General features: G+C 29.5%; 27 protein-coding genes and 1 tRNA gene. 1 reads left to right on the forward strand and 27 read right to left on the reverse strand.

Going from position 1 to position 26,350, the window contains the following annotated elements; genetic code table 11:
• Window positions 1-162: 162 nt before the first annotated feature.
• Window positions 163-423, forward strand: a complete 261-nt coding sequence (locus AXY43_RS13365; protein WP_023974925.1) for a hypothetical protein — start codon at window positions 163-165, stop codon at window positions 421-423.
• 209 nt (window positions 424-632) lie between these two features.
• Here AXY43_RS13365 and AXY43_RS13370 read toward each other — a convergent pair whose 3' ends face one another.
• From AXY43_RS13370 to AXY43_RS13500, 27 genes are all read right to left on the reverse strand, one after another.
• Window positions 633-791, reverse strand: a complete 159-nt coding sequence (locus AXY43_RS13370) for an aspartyl-phosphate phosphatase Spo0E family protein (protein ID WP_023974926.1) — start codon at window positions 789-791, stop codon at window positions 633-635.
• A gap of 333 nt (window positions 792-1,124) precedes the next feature.
• A complete protein-coding gene (locus tag AXY43_RS13375; RefSeq protein ID WP_105411659.1) occupies window positions 1,125-2,573 on the reverse strand; it encodes an MFS transporter in 1,449 nt (482 codons plus the stop codon).
• Window positions 2,574-2,626: 53 nt separating this feature from the next.
• Window positions 2,627-3,070 (reverse strand): MarR family winged helix-turn-helix transcriptional regulator, encoded by a 444-nt coding sequence (locus AXY43_RS13380; RefSeq protein WP_077844424.1) that lies wholly within the window; start codon window positions 3,068-3,070, stop codon window positions 2,627-2,629.
• A gap of 830 nt (window positions 3,071-3,900) precedes the next feature.
• The gene (locus AXY43_RS13385; RefSeq protein ID WP_087702657.1) at window positions 3,901-4,251 is read right to left on the reverse strand and encodes a hypothetical protein; all 351 of its coding nucleotides are present in this window, start codon (window positions 4,249-4,251) and stop codon (window positions 3,901-3,903) included.
• A gap of 178 nt (window positions 4,252-4,429) precedes the next feature.
• Entirely contained in the window at window positions 4,430-4,918 is a 489-nt protein-coding gene (locus AXY43_RS13390; RefSeq protein WP_087702656.1) for a hypothetical protein, read from the reverse strand.
• A 739-nt stretch (window positions 4,919-5,657) separates the two neighbouring features.
• A complete protein-coding gene (locus AXY43_RS13395; RefSeq protein WP_077870071.1) occupies window positions 5,658-7,136 on the reverse strand; it encodes an ISLre2 family transposase in 1,479 nt (492 codons plus the stop codon).
• Between the two features lie 270 nt (window positions 7,137-7,406).
• The gene (locus AXY43_RS13400; protein ID WP_078117543.1) at window positions 7,407-7,796 is read right to left on the reverse strand and encodes a hypothetical protein; all 390 of its coding nucleotides are present in this window, start codon (window positions 7,794-7,796) and stop codon (window positions 7,407-7,409) included.
• The gene (locus tag AXY43_RS13405; RefSeq protein WP_078117544.1) at window positions 7,796-8,785 is read right to left on the reverse strand and encodes a sigma-70 family RNA polymerase sigma factor; all 990 of its coding nucleotides are present in this window, start codon (window positions 8,783-8,785) and stop codon (window positions 7,796-7,798) included. The genes AXY43_RS13400 and AXY43_RS13405 overlap by 1 nt, the downstream gene beginning before the upstream one ends.
• 134 nt (window positions 8,786-8,919) lie before the next feature.
• Window positions 8,920-9,009, reverse strand: a tRNA-Ser gene (locus AXY43_RS13410).
• A 270-nt stretch (window positions 9,010-9,279) separates the two neighbouring features.
• Window positions 9,280-10,455: an SAM-dependent methyltransferase gene (locus AXY43_RS13415; RefSeq protein ID WP_065417902.1), complete on the reverse strand. Its 1,176-nt coding sequence runs from the start codon at window positions 10,453-10,455 to the stop codon at window positions 9,280-9,282.
• Window positions 10,456-10,538: 83 nt separating this feature from the next.
• On the reverse strand, window positions 10,539-11,210 hold the full coding sequence (locus tag AXY43_RS13420) for a FadR/GntR family transcriptional regulator (RefSeq protein WP_105411660.1): 672 nt from the start codon (window positions 11,208-11,210) through the stop codon (window positions 10,539-10,541).
• A gap of 21 nt (window positions 11,211-11,231) precedes the next feature.
• Window positions 11,232-11,819, reverse strand: coding sequence for a hypothetical protein (locus AXY43_RS13425; RefSeq protein WP_012061154.1), 588 nt, complete (start codon window positions 11,817-11,819; stop codon window positions 11,232-11,234).
• 16 nt (window positions 11,820-11,835) lie between these two features.
• The gene (locus AXY43_RS13430) at window positions 11,836-12,540 is read right to left on the reverse strand and encodes an LrgB family protein (protein WP_017212306.1); all 705 of its coding nucleotides are present in this window, start codon (window positions 12,538-12,540) and stop codon (window positions 11,836-11,838) included.
• Entirely contained in the window at window positions 12,537-12,887 is a 351-nt protein-coding gene (locus tag AXY43_RS13435) for a CidA/LrgA family protein (protein ID WP_017212307.1), read from the reverse strand. The genes AXY43_RS13430 and AXY43_RS13435 overlap by 4 nt, the downstream gene beginning before the upstream one ends.
• A gap of 288 nt (window positions 12,888-13,175) precedes the next feature.
• Window positions 13,176-13,625, reverse strand: a complete 450-nt coding sequence (locus AXY43_RS13440) for a nucleoside deaminase (RefSeq protein WP_012061157.1) — start codon at window positions 13,623-13,625, stop codon at window positions 13,176-13,178.
• A 214-nt stretch (window positions 13,626-13,839) separates the two neighbouring features.
• Window positions 13,840-14,778: a carbohydrate kinase family protein gene (locus AXY43_RS13445; protein WP_041900614.1), complete on the reverse strand. Its 939-nt coding sequence runs from the start codon at window positions 14,776-14,778 to the stop codon at window positions 13,840-13,842.
• Complete coding sequence (locus AXY43_RS13450) at window positions 14,771-16,228, reverse strand: glycoside hydrolase family 32 protein (protein WP_105411661.1); 1,458 nt, start codon at window positions 16,226-16,228, stop codon at window positions 14,771-14,773. The genes AXY43_RS13445 and AXY43_RS13450 overlap by 8 nt, the downstream gene beginning before the upstream one ends.
• 21 nt (window positions 16,229-16,249) lie before the next feature.
• Window positions 16,250-17,242 carry a LacI family DNA-binding transcriptional regulator gene (locus tag AXY43_RS13455; protein WP_012061160.1) on the reverse strand — a complete coding sequence of 331 codons (993 nt, stop codon included), beginning with the start codon at window positions 17,240-17,242 and terminating at the stop codon, window positions 16,250-16,252.
• Between the two features lie 189 nt (window positions 17,243-17,431).
• Window positions 17,432-18,787: a sucrose-specific PTS transporter subunit IIBC gene (locus AXY43_RS13460; protein ID WP_105411662.1), complete on the reverse strand. Its 1,356-nt coding sequence runs from the start codon at window positions 18,785-18,787 to the stop codon at window positions 17,432-17,434.
• A gap of 348 nt (window positions 18,788-19,135) precedes the next feature.
• Entirely contained in the window at window positions 19,136-19,609 is a 474-nt protein-coding gene (locus AXY43_RS13465; protein WP_017212314.1) for a hypothetical protein, read from the reverse strand.
• A gap of 284 nt (window positions 19,610-19,893) precedes the next feature.
• Window positions 19,894-20,160: a hypothetical protein gene (locus AXY43_RS13470; RefSeq protein ID WP_012061163.1), complete on the reverse strand. Its 267-nt coding sequence runs from the start codon at window positions 20,158-20,160 to the stop codon at window positions 19,894-19,896.
• Entirely contained in the window at window positions 20,153-21,046 is an 894-nt protein-coding gene (locus tag AXY43_RS13475; protein WP_012061164.1) for a ParM/StbA family protein, read from the reverse strand. Before AXY43_RS13475 ends, AXY43_RS13470 begins: the two co-directional genes overlap by 8 nt.
• A 236-nt stretch (window positions 21,047-21,282) precedes the next feature.
• A complete protein-coding gene (locus AXY43_RS13480) occupies window positions 21,283-21,468 on the reverse strand; it encodes a DUF1778 domain-containing protein (protein WP_023974936.1) in 186 nt (61 codons plus the stop codon).
• Window positions 21,469-21,820: 352 nt separating this feature from the next.
• Complete coding sequence (locus tag AXY43_RS13485; protein WP_105411663.1) at window positions 21,821-22,306, reverse strand: PTS sugar transporter subunit IIA; 486 nt, start codon at window positions 22,304-22,306, stop codon at window positions 21,821-21,823.
• 8 nt (window positions 22,307-22,314) lie between these two features.
• Window positions 22,315-23,640: a 6-phospho-alpha-glucosidase gene (locus AXY43_RS13490; RefSeq protein ID WP_023974937.1), complete on the reverse strand. Its 1,326-nt coding sequence runs from the start codon at window positions 23,638-23,640 to the stop codon at window positions 22,315-22,317.
• A gap of 60 nt (window positions 23,641-23,700) precedes the next feature.
• Window positions 23,701-25,296, reverse strand: coding sequence for a PTS transporter subunit EIIC (locus AXY43_RS13495; RefSeq protein WP_023974938.1), 1,596 nt, complete (start codon window positions 25,294-25,296; stop codon window positions 23,701-23,703).
• Between the two features lie 128 nt (window positions 25,297-25,424).
• Window positions 25,425-26,183: a MurR/RpiR family transcriptional regulator gene (locus AXY43_RS13500; RefSeq protein ID WP_012061169.1), complete on the reverse strand. Its 759-nt coding sequence runs from the start codon at window positions 26,181-26,183 to the stop codon at window positions 25,425-25,427.
• Between the last annotated feature and the right edge of the window lie 167 nt (window positions 26,184-26,350).

Consider the following 26,350-nt stretch of genomic DNA (forward strand, 5'->3'; position numbering starts at 1 on the left):
CATTAAAAAGCTTATAATTTTTTTCATCATATTAATTTATATGCACTAGTTAATGCTCAATCAATGGCTCGTAACTTCCACATTCACCTTTCATAATAAATTTCATAAATTAGCATTGAAAATCCTATCACAATGGATATAATTGTAATAGGAGGTATTCAAATGGAATCTAATAAAATAAACACTAGACTTTCTTTAGTCGGGGCATTGCTAGGCTTAACATTATTCACTATGGGTGGATTATTGAATACCATCCTAAATCGTTATATAATAATTATCCCAACTGTTACTATAATAATTAGTTTGATATCCCTAATAAAATCTAAAAAAACTGATATAAAAATTAAAAGTTATTCTTCTCTGGGGTTAATACTTGGACTATTTTACTTTATTTTATCTTTATATGAACTATTAAAATTATAAATTTGTAAAGCCTTTATTTCTAATATTACCCTTGTAAGAGAAAAACATGCCTTGCTATTTTCACTTAAGTGCAAATGGTAAGAACATGTTTTATTATTTTCTGGCTAATATCATTGTTTTTATATATTCATAAAACTATATGATTTAGAAATACTAATCTACAGATAATATAAAAACATCAGTTCGAATTTTTGCGATAAAAAAAATACCTAAATACTTTTATTAATACTATTCATATATTCATTAATCAACTTATCTAATTTTATACTAAGCTCTAATAATTCCTTATCATTTGTAATTATTTCCTTATTCTTAATTAATATATTTAATTCCTCTCTAGTTCTTTCAAGTTCACTCTTTATACCCATAGCTTTCGTTCTTCCTTATTCCTTAAATTTATACTTTATCCATATTATACAATAAAAATGCATTAATTTCAAACATATGTTCGTATATTCCTTACAATTATGATTCTGGCACTATCAGCCCCCATTGCGGACTTTCACCGATTAGTACGTGCCCATGCTGGGCACACCAAAAAAATAAGAGCTTATATTTCATAAACTCTTATTTTACACAATGATGTCTGAAGTTCTTATGTGTCCTATAAATATTTACATATATTTATAGTTACATAGGAATATAGTTATCTTTTTAAATATGTTTCTATGAATAAAGGTATATATTTACCTTTGTTCATATTAAACTTTAAACTGGTGCTTCAAATGCATATTAGAGCTTTTCAGCTTTTTACTTCTTAGTCTTAAAAAAGTCAAGGCAGCACCAATTAAGCTTATTACTGCAGCCGCTATATATACAGTTCTCATAGCATATATAAAAGCATCATTTCTCCCTGCTACAAAATCTGTAACACGATATCCAATTATAGAACTCATCATGCTATATAAAAGCGTTGTAGCTAAAGCTATCCCACATACCATTCCCAAGTTTCTTACAAGAGCATTTACGCTTCCTGCAATTCCAAGTTTCTCTTTCGGTACTGTTGACATTATCAAAGAATTATTAGGCGATTGAAATAATCCCATAACAATAGACATAATTCCTATGAATATTATTGTGATTATTACAGTTGAATTTACATTTAAAGTGGACATTAATATTAAACCTAGGCTTATAAGTATCAAACCTATGAAGGTTAAAAGCTCTGAACCAATTTTATCTGATAAGCTTCCACTAAGAGGTGCTACTACAGTTAAGAGTAATGGATAAACCATCATTATTAATCCAGTATGTTCTGGCGTATAATTCATTACATCTTGAAGGTAAAATGGCAGAATAATATTGTTACAGAAGATTGCCACAAAAGTTACAAATGCACAAAATATACTTAAAGAAAATAATTTATTGCTAAATATATTTAATTGTAATAGAGGATCTTCTTTTTTCTTTTCCACAAAAATAAACATTATAAATGAGATAATTGCGATGGCAAAGCTCAATAAAATCATTGGATCTGAAAAGCCAATGTTCAAACCTTCATCTAAAGCTCCAAAGAGTGGAACTATTGCAAACATAAATAATACAGCTCCTAAGATATCTAATTTTCCCTTAACTGTTTTATTCCCCTTCGGTAACAATTTAATAGCATAAAATAATGCTATTACTCCAATAGGTACATTTATTAAAAAAATATATTCCCAACTTGCTGCACCTACTATTAGTCCTCCAAGTCCTGGTCCTATTAGAGATCCTAAAGCTACAGAGGTACCTAAAAATCCAAGAGCTTTTCCTCTTTCATGTGGAGGGAATGTTTCTGTAATAATCCCTTGATTATTAGCCATAGTTCCAGCAGCACCTATAGCTTGTACTATTCTTGCTAAAATAAGTATTGGAAAAGAATTTGTTATACCACATAGTAACGATCCAAGGGTAAATAATCCTAATCCGAATGTAAACATCTTGGATTTTCCAAGCATGTCTCCAAGTCTTCCAAAAATCAATACTGTCCCAGCAATTACTATTAAATAACTTGTTGCAACTAATTGTATACTAGATGTTGTTACATTTAAAGCAGTAGCCATTTTAGGTAATGCTACATTTACAATGCTACCGTCTAGGGCAGACATAACTGTAAACATTAAAACTATTACTAATATGGACCATTTGCTTCTATTTTTTACATTTTCCATAAATTTTCCTCCCTTGTTACTTGTCACTATTTAACTTACATAACCATATTACCTTAATTCTCAAATTCGTTTAATCTTCGAATATTGATTAGAATTTTTTTTAAAGACTGCATTGTAATTAACATTTCTGCTTCTGATACATCTTCTGTTATTAAACTCATCAACGTTTGAACATCTTCATGAATTTTTGGCAATACTTCTTTAGCTTTCTCTGTTAAATATAATTTATAAGATCTACTATCTTTTTCATCTTGCTTTTTATAGACATAACCAAGATCTACTAATTTTGTAATTGTTCTTGCAGACATTGCCTTATCATTACCAAGTTCTCTGCTTAAGCGGTTTTGGCTTATACCTTCATTTCCTTCAAGATTAAATAAATATGGGCTGGAACCACTACTTAATCCATATTTTTTTAAGGCCTTTTCTAAATACATTTGCTTATATCTAAAAATTTTACTTGTAATCATTATGAGGTTCATGCTTTCAACATCCATAATCATTCTCTCCTTATAATATAATTGATTAGTCTACTATATTATATTTACACTATGTTGACTTGTCAACTTTTATAATGGAACATTTTTACTAAATAGAATATAAATATTCTATTTATATTCACATAATCTTGATCATCATACAACCCGTTCTCACAACAGACTTATATAAATTACTTTTGAATAATCTTTTTAATTATTGAAAACATGATAATTGATCTCTTACTACAAAGTGATAATATAACAGCTCATTGTCCATATTTACTTATAAACATTATCAAATTTATACTTTTAAAATTTATCATCTTATCATATTGCAATATAATTGATTAGTCAACAATACTTTATCATCGTCAAGTTGACTAATCAACCTATTGTAGTATTATCTCCCATCCACGCTCGCATAAAGCGTTGGTTGCATCACCCTATTTTGATTAGAATATAGCTGGAAAATTAACGTCTTATACGGTAGTTTGAGGTATGATTTGGACAACTTAAAAATATTAAAAAATGCCTGAGTGCTTAGTTTTACTTAGCACTCAGGCATTCTTCACATCTTATTTCATGGCGGAGAGAAGGGGATTTGAACCCCTGATAGAGTTGCCCCTATACACGCTTTCCAGGCGCAAATTTCAAAAATATAAGTTTAAAACGTAGTATTTCTAAGCCTTCACACGACTTCTATTCTTAAATATCCTCACGTTGTTAATGAATAAAATACTACACTTTTGTGATACTAATGTCAACATTTTGAAGTAAATAATATAATTTCTATTGCATTATTAGACAAAAAATAAGCTAGGAAATTAATCCTAGCCTTTAGAAAAAAATTATTTCTTAATATATAATTCTTTGTTTCTCTTAAGATGTACAATTAATAATATCGCAAATACTATATTTAATCCACCCCAAATAGCTAAATCTTTATATACTGCTGCATTTCCTAGACCTATTAATCCACTTAACACATAAAAAACTATGGAAGTTATTACCATACCTTTGCTTTTTCTAGATGCTAATATTATTATACCTGCTATCAACATTGCAAACCCTACAAGCAATCCTGCGCTACCACCTGCATCTTTTGATCCACCTATAGCATTAGCCAATCCAGCTGCACACGATTGAAACTCCACTATTAAAAATAAAACAATACTAATAATACCTATGACTTTTTTCATTTTTATCCCCCTTTAATTTTACAATTATAATATTATTGTATATTATCTGTAAAATTTGTCAAATACATTACTCCTATCCAATTAAATTTAAAATATACTGTAATTGGATTAGCTCTTGCTACTATTATATAAAATTTTATTAAACTAAAAGAACCCCATTTCTGGAGTTCATTATATTTTATTGTCCTATTCCAAATGAATTTATAATTGTATATATTGTAGTTCCAAATGTATATAATTTATTCATTGTATCTGCATTTTCTCCAATATTAGATATTTTCTTCATTATTGCTGTATATTTATTTTCAACAACTTCTTTGTCTTTTTCTTTTGAGAGCAATAATAAATCATTAACAATAGCAAGTATTTTTTCTTGGTTTTCATTACTATCTTTTACTAATTCAACAATGTTTTGTAAGCTTGCTGTATTCTTTTCTATTGACATTAATGTAGTTAATATATTCTGTTTATATTCTTCTTCTTTTCTAAATTTCTCATACAAACCTTCTTCTGCTTGTCTTATATAATCAGGCATTGAGCTATAGTGATTAGGTTTTGTATAATACTGTGAAATATCTTTTTGTTGATTTAACATATTTATCATGTCCGGATTTGAATTTTTTATATAGTGATAAATCTCATCTATATTTATACTTTCATCTTTCATTAATTTCACCCCTTCCATATAATGCAATTATACAAAAGCTGGTATATTCCTTCTAAAAATTACAAATATACAGTAAAAAATATTAAAATTCCTATAAAAATTCTTAATTAAGTTTCTCTGTTAAAGCTACATGCAAATAAAATATAAATAATTAGAAAAACAAGTTATTTATATTTTATTTCATCTTTGATATAATGTATTGGAAAGCAATACTTTTTTACAAGCTTAATAGCTGATAAATTGCTTATAATTTATCTAATATAAAAAGAAAAGCTTAGTGCTGAGAACACTAAGCAATTCTATAACTTTTAACATTTTTGTTTTAGGGCTATTAGATAATTGATTTTTCAAGACTATGAACGCTTAATCTTGGTATGAGTGAGCGTTCTTTTCTTTTGTATTAAAATTAAATTCAAAGGATTCAATACTCGCTTTGATTTTTATACTGCAATCTTTATAACTATATAAAGCACTAAACATCAGCAGCATTAATAAAAAAAACATTAAAACTATATTAAATTTTTTAATCACTATCCAATCTCCCCTTTAGACTACTATTGCTAATAGCCCAAGGTGGTAATGTTAGCCACCATTAGATTATTATATCAGAGAATGACCAATAATTTAAGACTTTATTTCATAAGGTTTGAGTCAAGTAAAAGTTGGCAAGAATTTTATTTAATTTATTATCCATTATTTTACATCATATTTTTAGAATTTCCCTACACACGCTTTATACTTAACTATAACTAATATCACTAAATGATTTTAATCCACATAAATCACGCACTATTTTTCTACCTAGCGTTGTGGCAGCTCCGCTGTACGGAATTTGTGCGCTATTACACTTATATACCTTACATTTATTAGATTCTTTATTTGCTTGAAATACTGTTAATGGTAGTTTTGTAACTATTGTATCAATAACATTATCAGGAATAATATTTCTATAGATTTTATCCACAGTATCAAACAACCTATTACTAAATTTTTCAGATAATATTTTAGATAAATTATCTGCACCATTAATAGACCAGCTCATTTTTCTGCCCTTCATCCTTTGAGCTAATACATCACAAATATTATGTTCCATTGTACCTAAATTCCTGTATTCTATGCCTTCCGGCGCCGTAGGCATGTCTATGTTACCTCTTAATTTATATGGTGTTAATCCATCTCTATTGTGAGCTAAGTAATCATATAACTCAGTAAGCTTCTTAAATGAAACATCTTCTTCATTTGTAAGTGTCATCATATTTACAATAGCTTCTAGACCTTCATCAATTTTACCTTCTCTAAATAGTTTTAATAATTGCTTTTGGGTTCTTTTATCACTTACCTTACGCATAATTGCTTGACCTACATGAAATGGATCTAGTTGAAAATGAATGTCTTGATCCTCACAAGTTGCCTTAATCCACTTTGCTCCATCACCGTTTAATATTCTAGTTTGAATTTCGTCTACATTGTATTTTTCTGAAATTGTTGCGCTAGCAAGCTTTTTAAAGTGGCTAGAATTACTAAAACTTGCACAAGCAGTTTTATCAACAACTACATATTCTTTTTTGCTTCCTGGACGTAAAGTCCAGCCTGTATATGATACTGCTAGTTTTAACTCTTTCTTTTTATTTTTCCCTTTTGGTCTATCTTTACCTTGAAGATAGAGCCAAACTCCATCTTGCTCTTGAAACAATACTGGTACTTCCTTTTCGCCTTTTAACACACCTTTATCATCTAGTTCAATTTTACGATTTTCTAGTTCTTTAATCTTTTCTCCAACTGTTTGAACTACGTTCCAAACGCCTTGAGCACTAATTTCTTGATTACACATAGTTTTAATATTCTCAGATGTCTTTCTAAAAGAAACATCCGCCACGTTAGTCAAAATAGTTTCTACGAGATTTATAGAAACATTTCCTATAGTATCCATTCCTAAATACTCATCCAAAAGGTATTTAGTTGCTTTCTTACCATCCTCAAGTTTTAATTCATAAACACGCCTAGAATACTCTACATTCCCCATAATAGTCCTCAAACAAGTTTGCTTACGGCCTTTATTACGGTAAACCTTGCTATCTCTTTCATTAAGTAGTTTTTCATCCAAGGATTCTAATATGCTTTTTAATGCATTGCAAGCTTCATCACAAGCATATTTATAAATTCTTTTCTCTAACTCCTTGAAAGTAAATCCATTATCATTTAAACTTAATTCATACATAAATCTAACTCTATTCTATTTAGTTTCGTCAACTTAATTATAATGGATAATTTATGTATTGAGGAGATGCTTTTGCATCTCCTTTATTATTTATATAGTATTCTTTATTATCTTTGCCTACTAAAATTATACTCTAACTTTCATAAGCCACTAATTCTTTGTAATATAATATCTTACGCTATAACAAAAACACCTATATTTCTATAGATGTCATGATCCGATCATGTTATATAGTTATAAAAACCGCTTCATCCGGTTTTATTTTCAATTTTAATCCTGTAAATAAGAACTATTTAAGTTACTTCCCACTAAATGACCATACATTATATCTGCTATTCTTTCTGTAGATTCTCTTTTATGTCTATTTATAAACTCTTTAGATACATTTAATTGAGCAGCCATATCCTTATTAGTTACCCTTTCAAAGAATATAGATGTTATTATCTTTAGATTTGTATCGTCTAAGAACTCCAAAGCTGCTTTTATTTTTTCAAGCTTAATTTCATCTGATTTTATTTTTCTCTCAAGTAAATTTCTTTCTTCATCACTTAGGAAAATATCTTTTTCTAATGTTAATTTACTGGTTTTTAATCTTGCAATTATTGTTTTAAATTCCTTTAGGTCTTTCTTAGTTTGTTCAAATATATCCTTATAGTCCATTAAATCACCCCACTAAAATACTTATCTATGAGATTAATTTTATCTATAACTTTATCCTGATTATATCTTGAGTTCTCCATTATAGATTCAACTTTATCTCTCATATATTCTTTAACTTTTTCTTTGCCCCAGGTACTATTTCTTAGCTTTCTAAGTGCATTAAATTCTATTTGAGGAATATTATTTTGATTTAGTTTTAAAACTTCTGCAGCTTCCTTGTATGTAAATGCCTTTTGATAATCCCACCCATAGCATAGCTGCAATATTTCTCTTTCCTTTAAAGTATTATTATTTAGCATTGCATTTTCTAACTCTTCTCTTAGTTGCTTAATATAAATCGTCTCTTCAACATTCTCAAAGCCATAATCAATGCTTTCAATAGTATCTTTTAATTGTATATCATTATCCTCCTGTATAGGTACATCAAGGCTTACACAACTATTATAAAGCCTATTATTGCTAATTTCTTTTTCACTTCTTCCATTAACACATGAAAATATTTCTCTTTTTATATATTGGAATGCATAAGTAATGAAGCCAGCCTTATTCTCTAATTCGTTATTATATTTATTAGCCGCATTAATTAAACCAACAGTTCCAGCCTGTACTAGATCATCAAATTGATTTGTATAAGTTTCTATTACTGGCTTATCATATTTCACTAAAGGTATATGAAACTTCTCCATGTATCCTACTTTCATGAAATAATATAGGATGGCTTTTAGAGTTCTGAGATAAGTATGTATAGTTATGTCCTTTATATCTAATTCATTCTGGCGACCAATAATAAAACTATCTACCGTAGCCTTGGTTATATCCCTTATTGGCATCTTAGGATCAATAAACTTATAAATACTCTTTATTGAATTATCATAGAATTGTATTGTTGCAGGCCTTAAATTCTTAGCTCTGCAGTTAAAGATAAACTCGTCATAGCCTCTATCAAAGGTTATACCTTTAGTGCTAACTTCTATTATTTTTCTTTTCAAAATATCTACCACCTTTACATAAAAAAACTATACACGTCCTTCTTATTTCTAAGAAAAAATCGTGTATAGTTTATAACTAACTAAAATTCATACTAAATAGGTAAAAAGTGGTGGTATAAGTCACTTTAGCAATATGGCGGAGAGAAGGGGATTTGAACCCCTGATAGAGTTGCCCCTATACACGCTTTCCAGGCGTGCTCCTTCGACCACTCGGACATCTCTCCATATAGTATTTAATGCTTTATTATAATATCATATAATTGTCATCGATTCAACTGAATATTTTCTATATAGAAATCCTATCATTTAATATAATAGAATCTATTTATTCATATTTAATATAAACCATCATCCTTCCATTTTCGTAATTAATGCAAATAATAGGCAGAAATACTTAAAATTTAAGTACTTTTGCCTACTATAAATTACTTCTTATTTAATTAGCTATAATTTAGTAATACCACAAATTTATCTCTTAAAGTACTTATATGGACTTATTTATACATATACTCTCTAGTCCATGGTAAATCGTTGTTTACTCCTTTATTGAATACAAATTGATGAATACTTATATTTCCGGAGTTAAAAGATGCTGCACAAGCATTTAAATACAATCTCCACATTCTTATAAATGTTTCATCCTTAGTCTTCCTTATCTCTGGCAATGCATTCTCAAAATTCTTTGCCCAATGCTCCAAAGTTCTTCCATAATGAAGTCTTAAGTTTTCTGCATCGATTAAAGTGAACTTTTCATCCGACATACAATTGATTAGCTCTCTAACTGCTGGAACATATCCACCTGGAAATATATATTTATCAATCCATGTATTATTTCCTCCAACCTCTGTTGATGTTATGCAGTGAAGTAAAGATACACCTTTATCATTTAATAAGTTATTGACATTTGAAAAATACTCTGCAAGATGATCTTGCCCTACATGTTCTAACATTCCCACACTAACGATTTTATCAAATGTTCTATTTTTTAGTTCTCTGTAATCTACAAGTTCAACTTCAATAAGATCCTCTAATCCTTCACTTTTTATTCTTTCTTTAACTTTTGCTAATTGTTCAGAACTTAAAGTTATGCCCATCGCTTTTACCTTATATTTTTTTGCCGCAGATATTATCAGTTCACCCCAACCACAACCTATATCAAGTAGTGTTTCTCCTTCTTTTAAGTTTAACTTTTTAAGAATATGCTCTACTTTATTCTTTTGTGCTTGAGTTAATGAATCACTTTTTGATTTGAAGTATCCACATGAATATGTCATAGTATCATCTAACCATAATTTATAAAAATCATTTCCAATATCGTAGTGGAACTCAATATTTTTCTTGCTATTTTTGATACTATTTGTAGCCATCCTTAGTAAATTTGCATATTTGTCACTATTACTCAAAAAACTTTCCTGATTATTATATAAAGATTCTATAACCTTTTGAATGCTTCCTTCAATATCTATTTTTTTAGTCATATAAGCTTCACCAAATGTTAATGAAGGATCCTTTATAATATCGGCTTTAGGAATAGGCTCATTAAATATTATTTTAAATTCTGGATTCCCTTCCCCATAAATTTCTGAACTTCCATCCCAAAGTTTTAATTCAAAAGTATCTGAAAATAAGTTCTTAAATAATGTTTTGTAAAATATTTTATCAATAATCATCGATAATCATCTCCCTATTTAAAATTAATTATTAAATATAGAACTTTAAACAGAAATATGCAAATTAAATTTCTAAACAGATCCTAAACAATCTGATTTAATTCCAAGTGTTTTTGTGCCGCAATTGAAGCTGCATTAGAATCATGATCTTTTAAAGCTCTCCATATTTCTTCATGATGATTTTTTACAGGTATTTTATTAATAGTATGGACTTTTGAATTTTCAATATATTTTTCAACCAAAGAAGATATAGAAAACATTATAGTTGAAATTAAGTGATTGCCAGTAGCTTGCGCTATTTTATAATGAAATTTTTTGTCTAATATAGCACAGGCTTCAATATCTGAATTATTATTTAATTCGTCCATTATTTCCTTCAATTCTATAAGTTGTTCATCAGTTATATTTTTAGCAGCGATAGCTGCTGTTTCTGGTTCAATTATTTTTCTAAGCTCAAGAACATCCTCACTTTTGCTTCCTAGAAGTAAGAATACAATAGATAAAGGTTCAAGCAGACTATTTTCAAAATTTTCATTGATAAAATTCCCTTCCCCGTGCTTAGATTCTATAAGTCCAAGCATTTGTAAAGATTTTAGTGCTTCTCTAACAGATGCCCTGCTAACCTCAAGCTTCTCACATAAATCTCTCTCAGATGGTAACTTATCTCCACTCTTTAGTTCTCCTCTTTTAACAATTTCTTTTATTTGCTCTATTACTATTTCATATATTTTTGTACTCTTCACAGGACTTAACATCGATATCATCCTCTCAAAACTTTATATGTTTGCTTTTGATAAGTAGTTAAGTAATTCGTTGTAATTTTTTTCTGCTAACAGTTCTTTATTTTTTGAATTCTCTATTTTATGATTATGTATACTAATATTTTTTCTAAAGCTATCCAATGTGTTCATAATAGCAATTTTAAAAAGAGGAATACTATCAATTATTCTCTTTATTCCATATACATATTCATCATCACTTAGTTTAAAACATTGAAATAATCCAGAGGTCAACCTCCCATCAGAAAAGATATAAATATATCTATCGCTCATTTCATCAGATAAATTAACTTCTATTTTATGCTTATACAGTCTAAAAACAACATCTCTACTTTTTATAAATACTGGAAATATACTTGAAAAAAGCATCGCCATATTATTATCTTCCTCATCAATTAAACCAGAGAAGTCATTTTCATTAAGTTTCATTATAATTTCATCTGTGAATATGCTATTTTTTATCTCTTTTCCTAACTTTACTTTTAGCCTCTGTTCTCTCTCTTCAATTAATAAATTATCAATAGAACTAAATAACTTATTAATTGGACTCTCTCCCTTTTTGTAGTTATTTTTATCTCCATTCAAAGATAATCCCCCCTAACTAATTTAAAAATACTGAAAATAAACTCCATAATACAGGTGCTATCAGTACAGTCACAATCCCAGAAATTGCAATAGTTAAACTACTCATAGCGCCTTCAATTTCACCTATTTCCATAGCTTTTGCTGTCCCAACAGCATGTGATGAACTTCCCATGGCAATTCCCATTGCTACTTTATCATTTATCCTTAATATTTTATATAGAAATGGTCCAATGATAGAGCCCAATATTCCAGTAATTATAATGGCAACAACAGCTACAGAAGGAAGCCCCCCTAACTGTTTAGATAGCGCCATTCCTATAGGAGTTGTTATGGATTTAGGAATTAATGATTTTGTAAGCTCGCTTGAAAGATTAAATGCCTTCGAAAGCAGAATTACAGATATCATCCCAGATACAGCTCCAAATAAAATACCTGATAAAATAGGCAGAGCATTTTCTTTAAACAAAGAAAACTTTTTATATAATGGTAATGCTAATGCAATAGTTGCTGGAGCCAAAAAGAAAGAAATTATTTGTCCCCCGCTGTTGTAATCATCATACTTAATATTAAATTTTAATAAAAATGTAATTAGAATTACTATTGCTATAAGTAATGGATTAAATATTGAAAGCTTAAGTTTTTGTTTTATTAAAAGACCTATTTCATAAGCAATAATAGATATTAAGACTCCAAAAACAGGTGAATTTATCATATCATTCATTTTGAAGTCACCTTCCTTAAAAATTTAACAACGTAGGCAGTCACAATCCAAACTACAAATGTAGAAATAACAATTATAGTGGAGAAAGGTATAATCTTGCCTTTAATTGCTTGAAATGATGTCACTAACCCTACCCCTGCTGGGATAAATAAGAATGACATATGAGTTATTAATACCTCACATATATCTTCAATCATCTCAACTTTAACAATTCCAAAATATAACGCTAAGAAAAGAAAAATGAGACCTAAAACTGTGCCTGGTATAGGTAATTTAAAAACTACTTGTACTATTGTTCCTAAAAAATATGATACTAGAATAATCATTAACTGCTTTAAATACTTCAACTAAAAATCACCTCTTGTTTAAAAATCATTGGTATAGTGGTCTGACCAGTTGCTATTACTATATCATATTTATTTTTATATCTCAACTTCATAATATTCTAAAAATGTGATTTTATTCCCCATATTTCCAATTGGCTCTCACTAACTACCTATATCTTTACTAATCTCTTTAAATAAGAAAAGCACCTTAAATCTAATACTTTTAAGATTTAAAGTGCATAGTTTATTTCTATATTGCAATAAAATTTAAAATTAATTCCATTCTTAACTATATATATTTTTTATAATTTATTTATACTTATTTCTTCTCTGGCAAAAAAACTCCAACATGATATCAGAACATTCTTTATCATATAGCCATTTAGTACTTACAAAAGAATTTAACCATTTATTATCTGTAACATCAATTACTGAACCACAAGCTCCCATATCTTTATTAAATGTTCCTATATATACTTTAGATATTCTACTTTGAATTATCGCCCCTGCACACATGGGACAAGGTTCTAATGTAACATACATTTCAGCTCTATTTAATCTCCAATCTCCAATAAACTTCGAAGCTTCTTTAATCGCTAAAATTTCAGCATGAGCAGTACTATCATTTAAAGTTTCTTTTAAATTATGAGCTCTTCCTATTATTTTATCATCCAATACAATTACTGCTCCTACTGGAATCTCCCCTTTTTTCATTGCCATCTTAGCTTCTTCTTTTGCAATTTTTAGAAAATCAACCATTTGTAATGCTCCCATCATAAATTTTCTTGACTAAAGATTTTTAATATTATATATGTTCCTTTCTCAATATTCTACCATATAATAAAAATATAAAATCATAAGTTTCATACTCATTATTATCAACTTATATTCAACAATCAAATAAAAAACCAAAAATATAGAAGGGATATACTTAAAATATCTCCCTTCTATATATGAATTCATCTAACCCGTCTTAATTTAATTCATTTAGTGTTGGCATTGAAGCTATAGCACCGTAGTTCGTGCATGTTATCGCCCCTACCTTATTTGCAAATGAAACTATCTCTTTCCATCTATCAAAACTTATACTCTCTTTGTCATCAATATCGGATACCTGCCTTAATACTGCTCCAACAAATGCATCTCCCGCACCAGTGGAATCTACTTGCTTAATTTTTATAGATGGTATTACTTCATTTTTTCCATTAACACTTAAGTATGTGCCCTTAGACCCTAAAGTAACCGTTACAACCTTAACTCCAATTTCATGTAACTTGTTAACAGCGCTTTCTATATCTTTTTCTTTTGTTATTAAATATAATTCTTCATCACTTAGTTTCGTAAAGTTACTGTATCTCAAGAATTTAACACAATCCTCAACAAACAACTCTAACTTGTCTTGAGTGATTAGTGCATCGCGGTAATTAGGATCAAATGATACATATATGTTATTAGATTTCGCATATTCTAATAGTTTAAAATATGTCTTTTTTAACTCTCCATCTAAAAATCCCGTTGCAGACCCAAAATGAATTATATCTGAATTACTTATCTTTGATAAATCTATATTATCAAACGAATATTCCCCATCACTACCTCTTAGGAAGTCAAAGTTACGTTCACCATTTGCATCAATTCCAACTAATGCAATTGTTGTACTTCCTCTTTCTACAGTCATATCAGTATTTATATTCAAGCTTTTTAGCAGCTCAACTAAATGCTTACCAAAAAAATCATTACCTACTTGTCCTAAAAAATAAGCATTACCTTCTAATTTACAAATACTCGCCGCTACATTTGCTGGTGCTCCACCTGCTTTTTTCTCAAATTTCTCTCCATTTTTTAAACCTTTATTATCTACACAAACCATATCAATTAAAAGTTCCCCAATGCAAAAAACATTATTATTCATACTTCACACTCCTTAAGTTCCACATATTTAGCTCATTAATTGTAATTTTGCTATCATTTCTTATTTGAAGTTCTAATCCTTCACTCTTAGGGTAATATGTTAATGTTGTTACTTCTAATCCATCTTGATAATATATTTCCATCACAGAATTGTCAATGAATACATTCATTTTTAATTCTTTTGAAGAATTTAATTTGAATTTTCTTATGCCTTTTCCGCCAATATTCATATTACTTCTATCAACTGTACATAGTTGTCTTTTATTATCATATGTTATCAGAATATATTCGTCATTAAATTTAAATTTAACTTCTGTAGATTCAATATCCTCAACTTCTATACTTATCATTATTTCTACTGAACGAGACTCTAAAGCTAAATTGTAGTTATTCAAAGTTAGCCCTTTAATATTTATTAATTCATTTTCTCTTAAATTTCTCATTTCATTAATGGGCTTTTGATAAAGGACATTATTCTTATACTCTAAAACTCTAGGCATAGTTAATGAATACATCCATCCATGCTCATATGTCGGGTATTCAGAGTCCCTATCTGGCATTCCGATCCATCCAATCATTATATTTTCACCATTATGCTTAAATATTTGTGGAGCATAAAAATCAAATCCCATATCTAATTCTTTAAATCTACTATGATTTTTCAACTCAATGCTCTCTATATCTAGCTCACCAATTACATACCCTGACTGATATAAATTTTGATTTTTCAATTCTTCTTTTTCTAAACCTTGTGGTGAAAATATAAATGCATGTTTGCCTTTACTTATCCTTATTATATTGGGACATTCCCACATGTATCCAAAGTCCTTCATATCGGTTTTTAACTCACCAAGCAAGTTCCATTTAACTGAATCTATTGATTCATAAATTAAAGCTCTTCCTTTTAAGTCTTCACTTTGAACCCCTAATATCATGTAATAAGTGTCATCTTCTATAAATACATATGGATCTCTAAAGTGAGCTGTATATCCATTTGGCTGTTTATCTATAATTACTCCATGTTTCTCTATTATTCCATCTTTATGATAAATGGCTAAGCACTGATATGACTCTCTTTCTCCATTTGGACCTTTTACGTTTCCTGTGTAGTATAACTTTAACTCATTATCTTTAACCACTCCACAACCTGAATAGCATCCATTTCTATCGAACCAATCTTGAGGTTTTAACGCCATTTGGGGCTTAGTAAAGTTAATGAAGTTGGTTGTTGTTACTAATCCCCAGTGCTTTGTTTTATGCTCACATCCAAATGGATTCCATTGATAGAATATATGAAACTTATTGTCATAATAACTTAATCCATTTGGGTCATTGATCAAACCAAATGGCATCTCAATGTGAAAGTTGTTTCGCCATATACTCATTTCTTTATTACTGTAATAATTATTTAATTTTTGGTTTATTTCCTGGTATGATTTTGGGTTTGGCATCTTTCCTCTTCTCCTATTAATTTAATTAATCCCACCCACACTTTCTCTTTCTATTAGCTTCAAGGAAGTATCCTTATTCTCTTCTAACTCTTTTCCCTCTATTAAATCTAGGATTCCTTGAGCTGCTTTTATACCAATTAATTCATAATCAAAAGCTACTGTTGTAAGTGTAGGGTATGAAACACTTCCTATATCATATCCTCCAAATCCAGCTACTGAAATTTCTTCTGGAACTTTAATATTATTTTCATGTAAATATCTAAGTACTCCTAAACAAATATTATCAGTTGCACAAACTATTGCTGTGGGCTTATATTCTAATATCTGGCTAGCCTTACTGTATGCATTAGTAAATGAAAAATCAGTTTCAACAAATTGAACATTACAATCTGGATTATCTTTCTTCACAGCATCAATGAATCCATTTTTACGATCCACTCCTACTGCTATATCCCATTCATTTACTCCTAAAAACACTATATTTTTATGCCCCTTAGATTTAAAATAACTTCCAAGTATTTTTCCTGCTTCATAATCATCTATCTTTATATAATTAGTAAACTCATTTTTTTGTCCTGTAAATATAGTTGGAATACTAAGCCTACTAATTAATTGAATATGCTTTTTAGTAATAGCCATAGAATTAATGATTATTCCATCAACCCCTTGCTGATAAAGGCTATTAATGTTTGCTAGTTCTTTCTCTATATCTAATTCACTGATCAAAATAATTCCTTGATAATCATTTTCCATTAATTTTTTATTGATACCAGTTAATACTTTGCCTATTGTAACAGAATCGATTCTAGGAATTACAATTCCAACTAATCCACTTTTTTTAGTCTTTAATCTCTTTGCAAAAAAATTAGTTTCAAATCCGGTCTTTTCAATCGCTTCTTTTATCTTCTTAGCATTTTCTTCGCTCACATATCCATTATTCAAATATCTAGAAACACTACTCTTTGAAACATTAACCATATTAGCAATATCTTGAATTGTGACTTTTCGATCCATATTATCCTCCATATATGTTTTATATAAATATTATTATATATCATTAATACATATTATTGAAAAGATAACTTATAAACTTATATGGATATTAATATATAAAATATAGCTTTATATAGCTTGATAGATTTAGCAAGCAAAATTATCCCTACTAAATCTATCTGTAATTCATCTAAATATTTATTATTATTCCTATTCTTCTGGCTTGAAGAAGAACAATGTTAAACAAAAAGCAACCGCTATAGCCACAACGTTAACTAAAATGTAACTTCCAAGATTGTTCACATATAATAGCATACCTGGTAATGCTGTAATTCCCATTCCTGTACCTGCTAGGTGAAGTATTCCTGAAAGCATCCCTCCAACTGCTCCTCCTGCACATCCAAATATAAATGGCTTTATGAATCTCAAGTTAACACCAAATATTGCTGGTTCAGTAATACCTAAAAATGCTGGGATTGCTGATGAAATATATAATGAACGCTTCTTTTTATCTTTTGTTTTGAATGCTACTGCTAAAGCTGCCGCACCTTGTGCTACAATACCACAAGTTATCATTGCATTAAATGCATCTTTTCCTGTGCTAGATAGTAATTCAACTTCTAAAGCGTTTAATGCATGGTGAACTCCAGTAACAACTATAAGTTGATGTACTCCTCCTACGACTAGTCCACCTAATCCAAATGGAAGCCCCATGAATCCTTTGATTGCTCCAAATATTAATTGCTCAGCATTATGCATGATTGGCCCAACTATTAATAATCCTAGTACCATTGAAAATAATAATGTAATAAATGGAGTTACTATTAGATCCAATACATCTGGAACTACTTTCTTAAGTGCTTTTTGAGTTTTAGCTGCAATAATTCCTAATACTAATGCTGGCAATACAGATCCTTGATATCCAACTACAGGAATATTTAATCCTAGTATAGTTAGATTAATTGGAGTTGCTGTTCCCGCTGCCACAGCATAAGCATTTGGTAAGCTTGGTGATACGAGCATTAATCCTATTACTATACCTATTACTGGTGTACCTCCAAACTTTTTCATTGTTGACCATGCAACTAATGCTGGTAAAAATGCAAAAGCAGTATCTGTTAATACTTGAGTAAAGAGAATAAAATTCTCATTCATTTGGACTCCTAGATTTGTCAAAAGACCTCTTAGTCCCATAAACAAACCTGTTGCAACTAATACTGGTATTATAGGTACAAATACATCTCCAAAAGTTCTAGATATTTTTTGGATTAATGTCATTTGGCTATAAGCTTCCTCTTTATTATTTCCAGTTACTAAGTCAGAATTTTGTCCAACTATGACATCATAAACTTTATTTACAAATCCTGTTCCAAGAATTATTTGGTATTGCGCTGCCGAGAAAAATTGTCCTTTTACACCATCAATGTTTTCAATAGCTTTTTCATTTATTTTTTCCTTATCATTAAGTATAAGTCTTAATCTAGTTGCACAATGTTCTACTGATTTTATATTTTCTTTTCCACCAATGTTTTCTAGAATTTCTTTTGCTACTATTTGTTCCTTCATTAATGTCCCCTCCTAATTTAATTAACCTCGAAAACCGTTTTCATATTCATATGATACCAGTTCCATATATAATGTGTCAATACGTTTTTTACCTAAATAATAAATTATATAAATTTCCTTTCTCCCCCATGTATAATTCATGGTTTCTAATACATTATCCATTACGCCTTCCTATTCATATGATTTATATTTTCAAAAACTATAATTCATCTTATGTGGTACTGTTCCCACTATTATTGCTAATTTTAAGAATTAAATTTATATATAAAACAATTAGTTCTTAGAACATAAAAAAAGTGTACTCCTTTTTGTAGTTTAAGGAATACACTTATTAACTATACTGTATTTTTAAAATGTAATTTTTTGAACATAAATTATCTTAACTATTTTTTCAAGTTCTTCATTTAAGGCTAATTGTATTATTTTATTGTTGTTTAATTCAAAAGTATAAATCTTTAGTCCATTTATATTAGTATTATAATATGCTGCCACCCCGCTCTTAAGAGCATCTTTCCGTTCTGTAATGTATACTTTTCTCACATCATCTCTACTAATCTTTTGAGCAATCTTTCTTCTACTTGCATTATAGACCTTAGTTATTGTTATATCACCATTATATAACTCATACTCATAATCAATATACATAAAGTAACTTCCCACAAAAAATATTAATGCTACTATTATTAGCGCTATTCCGATTATTGGTGATGCAAAAACAATCATTAATCCAACTACAAAAAAAACAATTGAAATCTTTTGGAGTATGTTACTAATTCTCTTAGGCTTATCTGATGGAATAAACTGTTCTAAAACAACTTCCATATTCTCACTCCCCCTTTAAACAGTTATATCTATAGTAAATATTTTAAATTAATTTATATCATGTAGTAAGCATAAAATCAAAATTTATTTCAATGAAAATTTCATTTTATCATTACTTAATTACTATTATACATACTAATAGCAATTAATTATATTAGTTCTTTTACTTTTTGTGAAATATTACATAGATTTCATATAAATTTCTATAATCCAGCAACTATACATTCATATCCTTTTATTAATAACGAGATGCATAAGAACAGATGAAAATTTTCATCTGTTCTTTACCACTGAAGCAATCTATCTATCTCATTTTCCTGCTCACTATCTATTTTTATAGATTCTTTTTCGTCTATGGATATAGCTGCCTCATCAATTTTATCATCACTAACTTTTTTAATCGTTGAAGGTATCATAGTGCCTCTCATTTTTTCACCTATTAGTACAGTTATATATGCAGAAAAATCTAAACCCAGAGATTTAGCTTCTTTAGATGCAAATTCCTTAATATGGGGAGCTAAAGTAATTGTAGTTTTTAACTTTTTACACATTCTTACTCTTACCTATTATGTCATAAGTTTTTACATTAATCATCTGTGCATCATCTAATACTCTATAGTCTTTTAAATAATTTTTAAGCAATAAGGCTCCCCCACCTATGAAAACAAATCTCGAATATTTCGATTGCTCTGGAAATGCCTGTTTTATGGCATTTATTATTTCTCCTGCTCTCAAACTTAATACATTATCAATATCCTTGCTTACGTCTATTTCCTTTCCTTCTACAAATATAGCTTTATCTGCAATTATTTGTTCTGCTTTCATACGATTAGAGTAGTTGACTCCATATTTGGTTAACTCTTGTAGAAGTACATCATATGTCGGATTCACTCCCAATGGATACGTTCTACCTTCTTTAAATTGGCCATTGCTCATATATGCTATATCTAGTGTACCACCACCTATATCTACTACTAGCGTATCCTTTTCTACTAATGATTTATCATATAAAAATAATCCTGCCGACTGAGGAAATACAATTACTTTGGTAATTGTAAAACTTCTATTTTCTCCATTAAGTTTCATAAAGACTCGTCTATTTTCAAGAGCTTTTATCAGAGAATTCTTTTGTTCTGCAAAAAATTGAGCAGGAAGTCCTGTTATAACCCTTACATTGTTATCTATTGTTGAACTCATTGTAGCTGCTATAGCTGTATATAGGCAAATATGAAATATAATATCCTTATCTCTTGAATGTTCTATGCTGGTAAATCCATCATCATTACCAATTAAATATGTTTTATTATTGTACTCAACAGTATATTTAGCCGTCTCTAACTCGTGCATCTTTTCTTTTACTGTCGATGAAAAGGAGCCTTCTATGTTATGTCCAATAAAATTTGTTGTATTGTAGCCTATGTCTGCACTGATTCTCATTTTTTAATCCCCCTTTTTTACTTTTACATTCTATTTGAATATCTTTTTATGGCGTTTATACCACCGTTCACCTAAAAATTATTTATCCTTATGAAATGTTTCTCCATTAATATTCCTTTGTATGTAGTTTATATAGCTATCATACTGCTAGTATCTTAGGCCATTAAACAGTATTTGTACAATGTATTGCTTGTCTATACTTTATATACAAGCAGGTAAAACTCAAGATCAACTTACTATTCTTTGGATTCTAAATTCAAATTAATATCTCCGTTTATTTCAGATAATTCAGATTCACTAATCGATTTCATCATATTAAATAGCATAAATTCTGTAATAGTCATTCCTTGCTTTCTAGCCATTCTTTTTATAGCTAGCTTCTGTTCTGTTGTAACTCTGAGCATTATGGTAGCATCTTTCATCGTATCCCCCCATTCTACGTAATGTATATAATGTAATTACGATTTATACATTACATACAATATCACACTTGTTTTACATTTTTTGTAAAAATATAGCATAAAAATTATAAAATCTCTCGACTTCTTTCGTATTTTGTTTTTTATATTATATAAACATTATCACTTGCGTAAGTTACTCCAGTATATAGACTTGACTCTCTTGCCAGTATATTGATTTATACAAAGGATTATTTAACAACTATAATCTTAGAGAATAAAAAATAATCTAGAGCATATATTCGCATATTATACTCTAGATTATTTAAATCAACCTTCATAATTTATCATTTTAATTTATTGTATCTTTAATAAACTAGTTGTACTCTAGTAGGATTATCTCATTTGCCTTCATATCCAAATCAATATGGATATCCACAATTTTATGATTATTAAGTTCTGATATTACCAGCATAGTAATATCGTCTAAGCCCTTTTCCTTAATAAATTTTCTGTCAAAGCTTAAAAGAAGATCACCTTTTTTTACTGCGTTTCCTTCTTCGCAATATAGTTCAAAACCTTCTCCGTTTAGAGCTACAGTATCAATTCCCACGTGAATTAGAAATTCTACTCCATCTTTGGTCCTTATTCCAACAGCATGCTTACTTTCCTTCATAACTGCCGCTATCGTTCCATCACAAGGTGAATATATTTTTCCTTCACTTGGTTTAATCGCAACTCCTTCCCCCATCATTTTTTGTGAGAACACTTCATCATTAACCTCACTTAGGTCAACACTTACACCATTAGCAAAAGCATAAAATACTTTATTCTTATTTTTATTAAACAAATTCTTAAACATACATACTCCTACTTTAATTCCGGCCAATAGCCCTTATTAACTTCAATAAGATCATCTAATAATAATTTAGCAACTCTAGCACTTGGTACAGTCTTAGATAAAGTAAGTGCCTGCCATAATTTCAAATAGCTATTTTCAATCCATGCCTCAACAACTAATTTTTCTACTGATACTTGTTGCTCCATTAATCCCTTTTGGAATTGTGGAATTTCTCCTTGTGCTAAAGGTTCTGGCCCATCACTTCCAACAATGCATGGAACTTCAACCATAGCTGTTGGATCAAAATTAGATATTGCACCTTTATTCTCTACTATACATAACATTCTTTCATGTGTGTTATAGGCAATTGCTCTAGCTAAATCTACTATAAAAGTTGCATGAGCATCAATATGGAATTCTCCGCCTTTTGCTGTTCCTGCCTTTGTAATAGCACGTGCTGCATTAAATACATCTTTTTCTCTTCCATCCATTACTTCGTTTGCCCTAGAATATTCTGCATTAGAATGTTCTACAACATAATCAGGATATAGATAGTATTTTAAATAAGTATTAGGTAAAAATCTTGGATCTACTGCTAATAAATCTTTTGCTTTTTTATGAGTTTCCTGCCAGCTTGGATCTGTATGTTGTGTTTCTACTTCTTTTACTGTTAAGTAGCCATTTTCTGCAACATAAGCTTTAATTCTGTCTGTTAAATCATTACCTTGTTTATCTTTAACGCTAGTCCACCATCCAAAGTGGTTTAATCCAAAGTATTTAACTTCCAAATCACTTGGTTCTAAGTCCACAATACCAGCCATACGACGAAGTGTTCCAACCGGCATGTCGCAAATGTTTAATACCTTCGAATTTGGTTTTAATCTACGACAGGCTTCAGCAACAATTGATGCTGGGTTAGAGTAATTTAACATCCAACAGTCTGGTGAATATTTTTCCATCAAATCTATTAACTCTAACATACCTCCTATACTTCTCATTCCATAAGCAATTCCTCCTGCTCCACAAGTTTCTTGACCAATCACTCCATATTTTAAAGGAATCTTTTCATCCTTCTCACGCATTTCATATTTTCCAACACGTATATGGGCCATACAGAAATCAACATCTGTAAATGCTTCTTTAGGATCTGTTGTATAAGAAAATTCGATATCTAGTGCATTTTCTTTTAATACAATTTCTAAAGCTTCACCAATGACACCTTGACGCTCAGCATCATTATCATATAATTTTAATTTTCTAATTGGAAAACGGTGTAGATTATCTAATAGCATCATAACTATTCCTGGAGTGAATGTACTTCCGCCTCCTGCAATAACAATAGAATGTTTTTTCATATATATTACCTCTTTCCTTTAATTTATACTATTCTTCAAATATTTCTACGATTTATATTATTATTCTCCTACAATTCCTAGTGCTTCATCCACTATCGATCTTATTCTAGTTACATGTAATCCATAAATTACTTGAACATTTTCTCCTTTTTTAACTACTCCTGTAGCTCCTGTTCCCTTTAATGTAGCTTCATCAACTTTTGATGTGTCATCAAGGATTAATCTTAGTCTTGTGAAACAGTTATCTACTTTTTTAATATTTTCCTTTCCTCCTAGGGCCTCTATTATTACAAGTGCTTCATTTCCTGATGTTGATTCTTTATCTCCAGACCCTTGGCCTCCTGTTACTTTATCCTTATAATCTTGCTTAGTATAAAGTTTAACTTCTTCATTACTTTCTTCTCTTCCAGTAGTCTTTAAGTTAAGCTTAACTATTAGAAATCTAAATATTACATAGTAAACTGTGAATTGCACTACACCTACTAAAATAAACATTGGCCAACCTGTTTTCTCTATACCTAATGGTAAATTATAAAGTAAGAAATCTATAAATCCATTAGGTGCTATAGCCCTTACGTTTAATATATTTAAAGCTACCATTCCAAGACCGCTTAAAACTGCATGTACTCCAAATAATATTGGTGCTGTAAATAAGAATGAAAATTCTATAGGTTCTGTAACACCTGCTATTATTGAAGTTACTGCTGCTGGTATAAGAATCGCTCTAGCCTTCTTTTTCTTATCAGCATCAGCTGTGTGATAAAGTGCTAAACACGCTCCTACTAATCCAAACATCTTTGATAATCCTCTAGCATCCCATATAACTGTACTGGATAAAACTTTAATTGAAGGATCTGCAATTTGTGCAAAATAAATGTTTCTTGCTCCTTCTATCGCCTTTCCCCCTATAGTCTCTATTCCTCCAAGCTGACTATATAAGAATGGAGTATATACCAAGTGATGCAATCCTGTTGGTATTAAAAGTCTTTCTAGTGTTCCATACATAAATACTCCAAAATTACCACTCTTTTGTATGTAATATCCTAAACTTGATATTCCCCACTGTACTGATGGCCAAACATAAGAAAGTATAACAGCTAATACAACAACTACTGGAATTAATATTAAGAATACTAATCTTGAACCCCCATATATTTGAAATGCTCCATTAAATTCTTTCTTGCAATATTTATTATGAAAATACGCTACCACTATACCTAAAATTATTCCTAAAAAAACTCCCATATCCAAAACTTGAGTCCCTAGTACAATCGCCTGACCAGAACCTCTTAAATTATCTGGATTTACTAACTTCCCTGATAAACTCAAGAAAATATTCATGGCATTATTAAATATTAAATATACTAATACTGATGTGAAACCTGATTCTGCTTTTTTCTCTTTCGCAAGTCCTACAGCTAAACCAACACAGAATATTATTCCAAGGTTTGATAGTATAGGAACCAAGGATCCTGATAATATTTTTCCAAATCCAAATATCACACTATTCTTTAAGAACGGTGCATATTCTGCTAATTTGGTATTTGTGAGAATATTTCCAAAAGCTATTAATATACCTACAATCGGAAGTATTAATACTGGAATAAACATAGCCTTAGAAAATCTTTGCATAGCATTCATAATTTTATCCTTCATATATTCCACCTCTTATCAATTATTGTGTCATCCATAGGCTCATTATATATACGTTTTCATTTAATTGAAATAGATTGCAAGCATTAAGAAACCTGTTAGCTTAAAAGATAACAGGTTTCTTAATTTGACTATTTATTTTCTTTTCTTGTTTCTTGATAATATCTGTAGATTAAGTATTCCATAAACATAAGCATATTTGCAAAAAACGAGTTAGGCAGCACATTACTGTCATCTAATTTATGCATATCAAATATCTTAAATGAAATATCCGAAAGAGCTGAAATACTGTTTTCTACTTCCTTTGTGAAGGAAATTACTACTTTATTTTTCTTCTTCGCCACTTGAACCTTATCTAATACTTCTTTAGTCTCTCCAGACTTTGATATTACTATTAATGTTTCCATGTCTTCTAGATTATTTTCAAAACTCCCCTTAGAATCTATTAATATGCTCTTTATCCCTACCCCAAGCAGCTTTTTGTTAAAGTATTCTCCAGTGATTTCAGAGTAGCCTCTTGCATAAATAAAAATATACTTTTTGGTTCCACTTGCTAATATTTCTATAAACCTTTTTACATTTTCCTCATCTGTATATTTAGATAAAAACTTAATATCAGTACCTATTAATGCTTCTGACTCTTCTATAATTCCCGTGCCACCACCATCTATTAGTGGTGTTATATTATAAATCATATCTATAAATCCTGTAAAACCTAATTTTTTTGAAAGTCTCATAATAGTTGATGTAGATGTGTAGTTTTCGGCAGCAACCCCTCTAACGCCAAGATCCATTACACTATCAATATTATTGATTATATATTCTAATACTTGTTCTTCTATCGGTGTGATTTTTTTATTATTAACAATTTTGCTTAGATCAACTTTCATTTTTAATCATCCTCTAATTATTATACGATTTCAATAGTTGCAATAACATTATTGTAATACATTACTATCTTATTATTCAATCTTAGCACACTATTATATATGTTGTCATAACTACTTTCTTGTTCTTATATTCTATTCAAATACTTTTATATGGCATTTGTAATATA

Origin of the sequence: Clostridium sp. MF28 (assembly GCF_002969175.1) — a bacterium.
GTDB lineage: Bacteria > Bacillota > Clostridia > Clostridiales > Clostridiaceae > Clostridium > Clostridium beijerinckii.

Coding starts and splice junctions, on each gene's coding strand:
- AXY43_RS13465 (WP_017212314.1), bottom strand. CDS start 19,609: ATGGAAGTTGTTTTAGAACAGTTTATTCCATCAGATAAGCCTAAGAGA.
- AXY43_RS13415 (WP_065417902.1), bottom strand. CDS start 10,455: ATGATTATTGATAAAATATTTTACAAAACATTATTTAAGAACTTATTT.
- AXY43_RS13470 (WP_012061163.1), bottom strand. CDS start 20,160: ATGTGTAAAAAGTTAAAAACTACAATTACTTTAGCTCCCCATATTAAG.
- AXY43_RS13440 (WP_012061157.1), bottom strand. CDS start 13,625: ATGGTTGATTTTCTAAAAATTGCAAAAGAAGAAGCTAAGATGGCAATG.
- AXY43_RS13495 (WP_023974938.1), bottom strand. CDS start 25,296: ATGAAGGATAAAATTATGAATGCTATGCAAAGATTTTCTAAGGCTATG.
- AXY43_RS13400 (WP_078117543.1), bottom strand. CDS start 7,796: ATGGACTATAAGGATATATTTGAACAAACTAAGAAAGACCTAAAGGAA.
- AXY43_RS13485 (WP_105411663.1), bottom strand. CDS start 22,306: ATGTTTAAGAATTTGTTTAATAAAAATAAGAATAAAGTATTTTATGCT.
- AXY43_RS13380 (WP_077844424.1), bottom strand. CDS start 3,070: ATGGATGTTGAAAGCATGAACCTCATAATGATTACAAGTAAAATTTTT.
- AXY43_RS13365 (WP_023974925.1), top strand. CDS start 163: ATGGAATCTAATAAAATAAACACTAGACTTTCTTTAGTCGGGGCATTG.
- AXY43_RS13450 (WP_105411661.1), bottom strand. CDS start 16,228: ATGCCAAACCCAAAATCATACCAGGAAATAAACCAAAAATTAAATAAT.
- AXY43_RS13375 (WP_105411659.1), bottom strand. CDS start 2,573: ATGGAAAATGTAAAAAATAGAAGCAAATGGTCCATATTAGTAATAGTT.
- AXY43_RS13430 (WP_017212306.1), bottom strand. CDS start 12,540: ATGAATGATATGATAAATTCACCTGTTTTTGGAGTCTTAATATCTATT.
- AXY43_RS13500 (WP_012061169.1), bottom strand. CDS start 26,183: ATGAAAGTTGATCTAAGCAAAATTGTTAATAATAAAAAAATCACACCG.
- AXY43_RS13460 (WP_105411662.1), bottom strand. CDS start 18,787: ATGAAGGAACAAATAGTAGCAAAAGAAATTCTAGAAAACATTGGTGGA.
- AXY43_RS13490 (WP_023974937.1), bottom strand. CDS start 23,640: ATGAAAAAACATTCTATTGTTATTGCAGGAGGCGGAAGTACATTCACT.
- AXY43_RS13370 (WP_023974926.1), bottom strand. CDS start 791: ATGGGTATAAAGAGTGAACTTGAAAGAACTAGAGAGGAATTAAATATA.
- AXY43_RS13455 (WP_012061160.1), bottom strand. CDS start 17,242: ATGGATCGAAAAGTCACAATTCAAGATATTGCTAATATGGTTAATGTT.
- AXY43_RS13395 (WP_077870071.1), bottom strand. CDS start 7,136: ATGTATGAATTAAGTTTAAATGATAATGGATTTACTTTCAAGGAGTTA.
- AXY43_RS13475 (WP_012061164.1), bottom strand. CDS start 21,046: ATGAGAATCAGTGCAGACATAGGCTACAATACAACAAATTTTATTGGA.
- AXY43_RS13390 (WP_087702656.1), bottom strand. CDS start 4,918: ATGAAAGATGAAAGTATAAATATAGATGAGATTTATCACTATATAAAA.
- AXY43_RS13445 (WP_041900614.1), bottom strand. CDS start 14,778: ATGAATAATAATGTTTTTTGCATTGGGGAACTTTTAATTGATATGGTT.
- AXY43_RS13480 (WP_023974936.1), bottom strand. CDS start 21,468: ATGAAAGATGCTACCATAATGCTCAGAGTTACAACAGAACAGAAGCTA.
- AXY43_RS13420 (WP_105411660.1), bottom strand. CDS start 11,210: ATGTTAAGTCCTGTGAAGAGTACAAAAATATATGAAATAGTAATAGAG.
- AXY43_RS13385 (WP_087702657.1), bottom strand. CDS start 4,251: ATGAAAAAAGTCATAGGTATTATTAGTATTGTTTTATTTTTAATAGTG.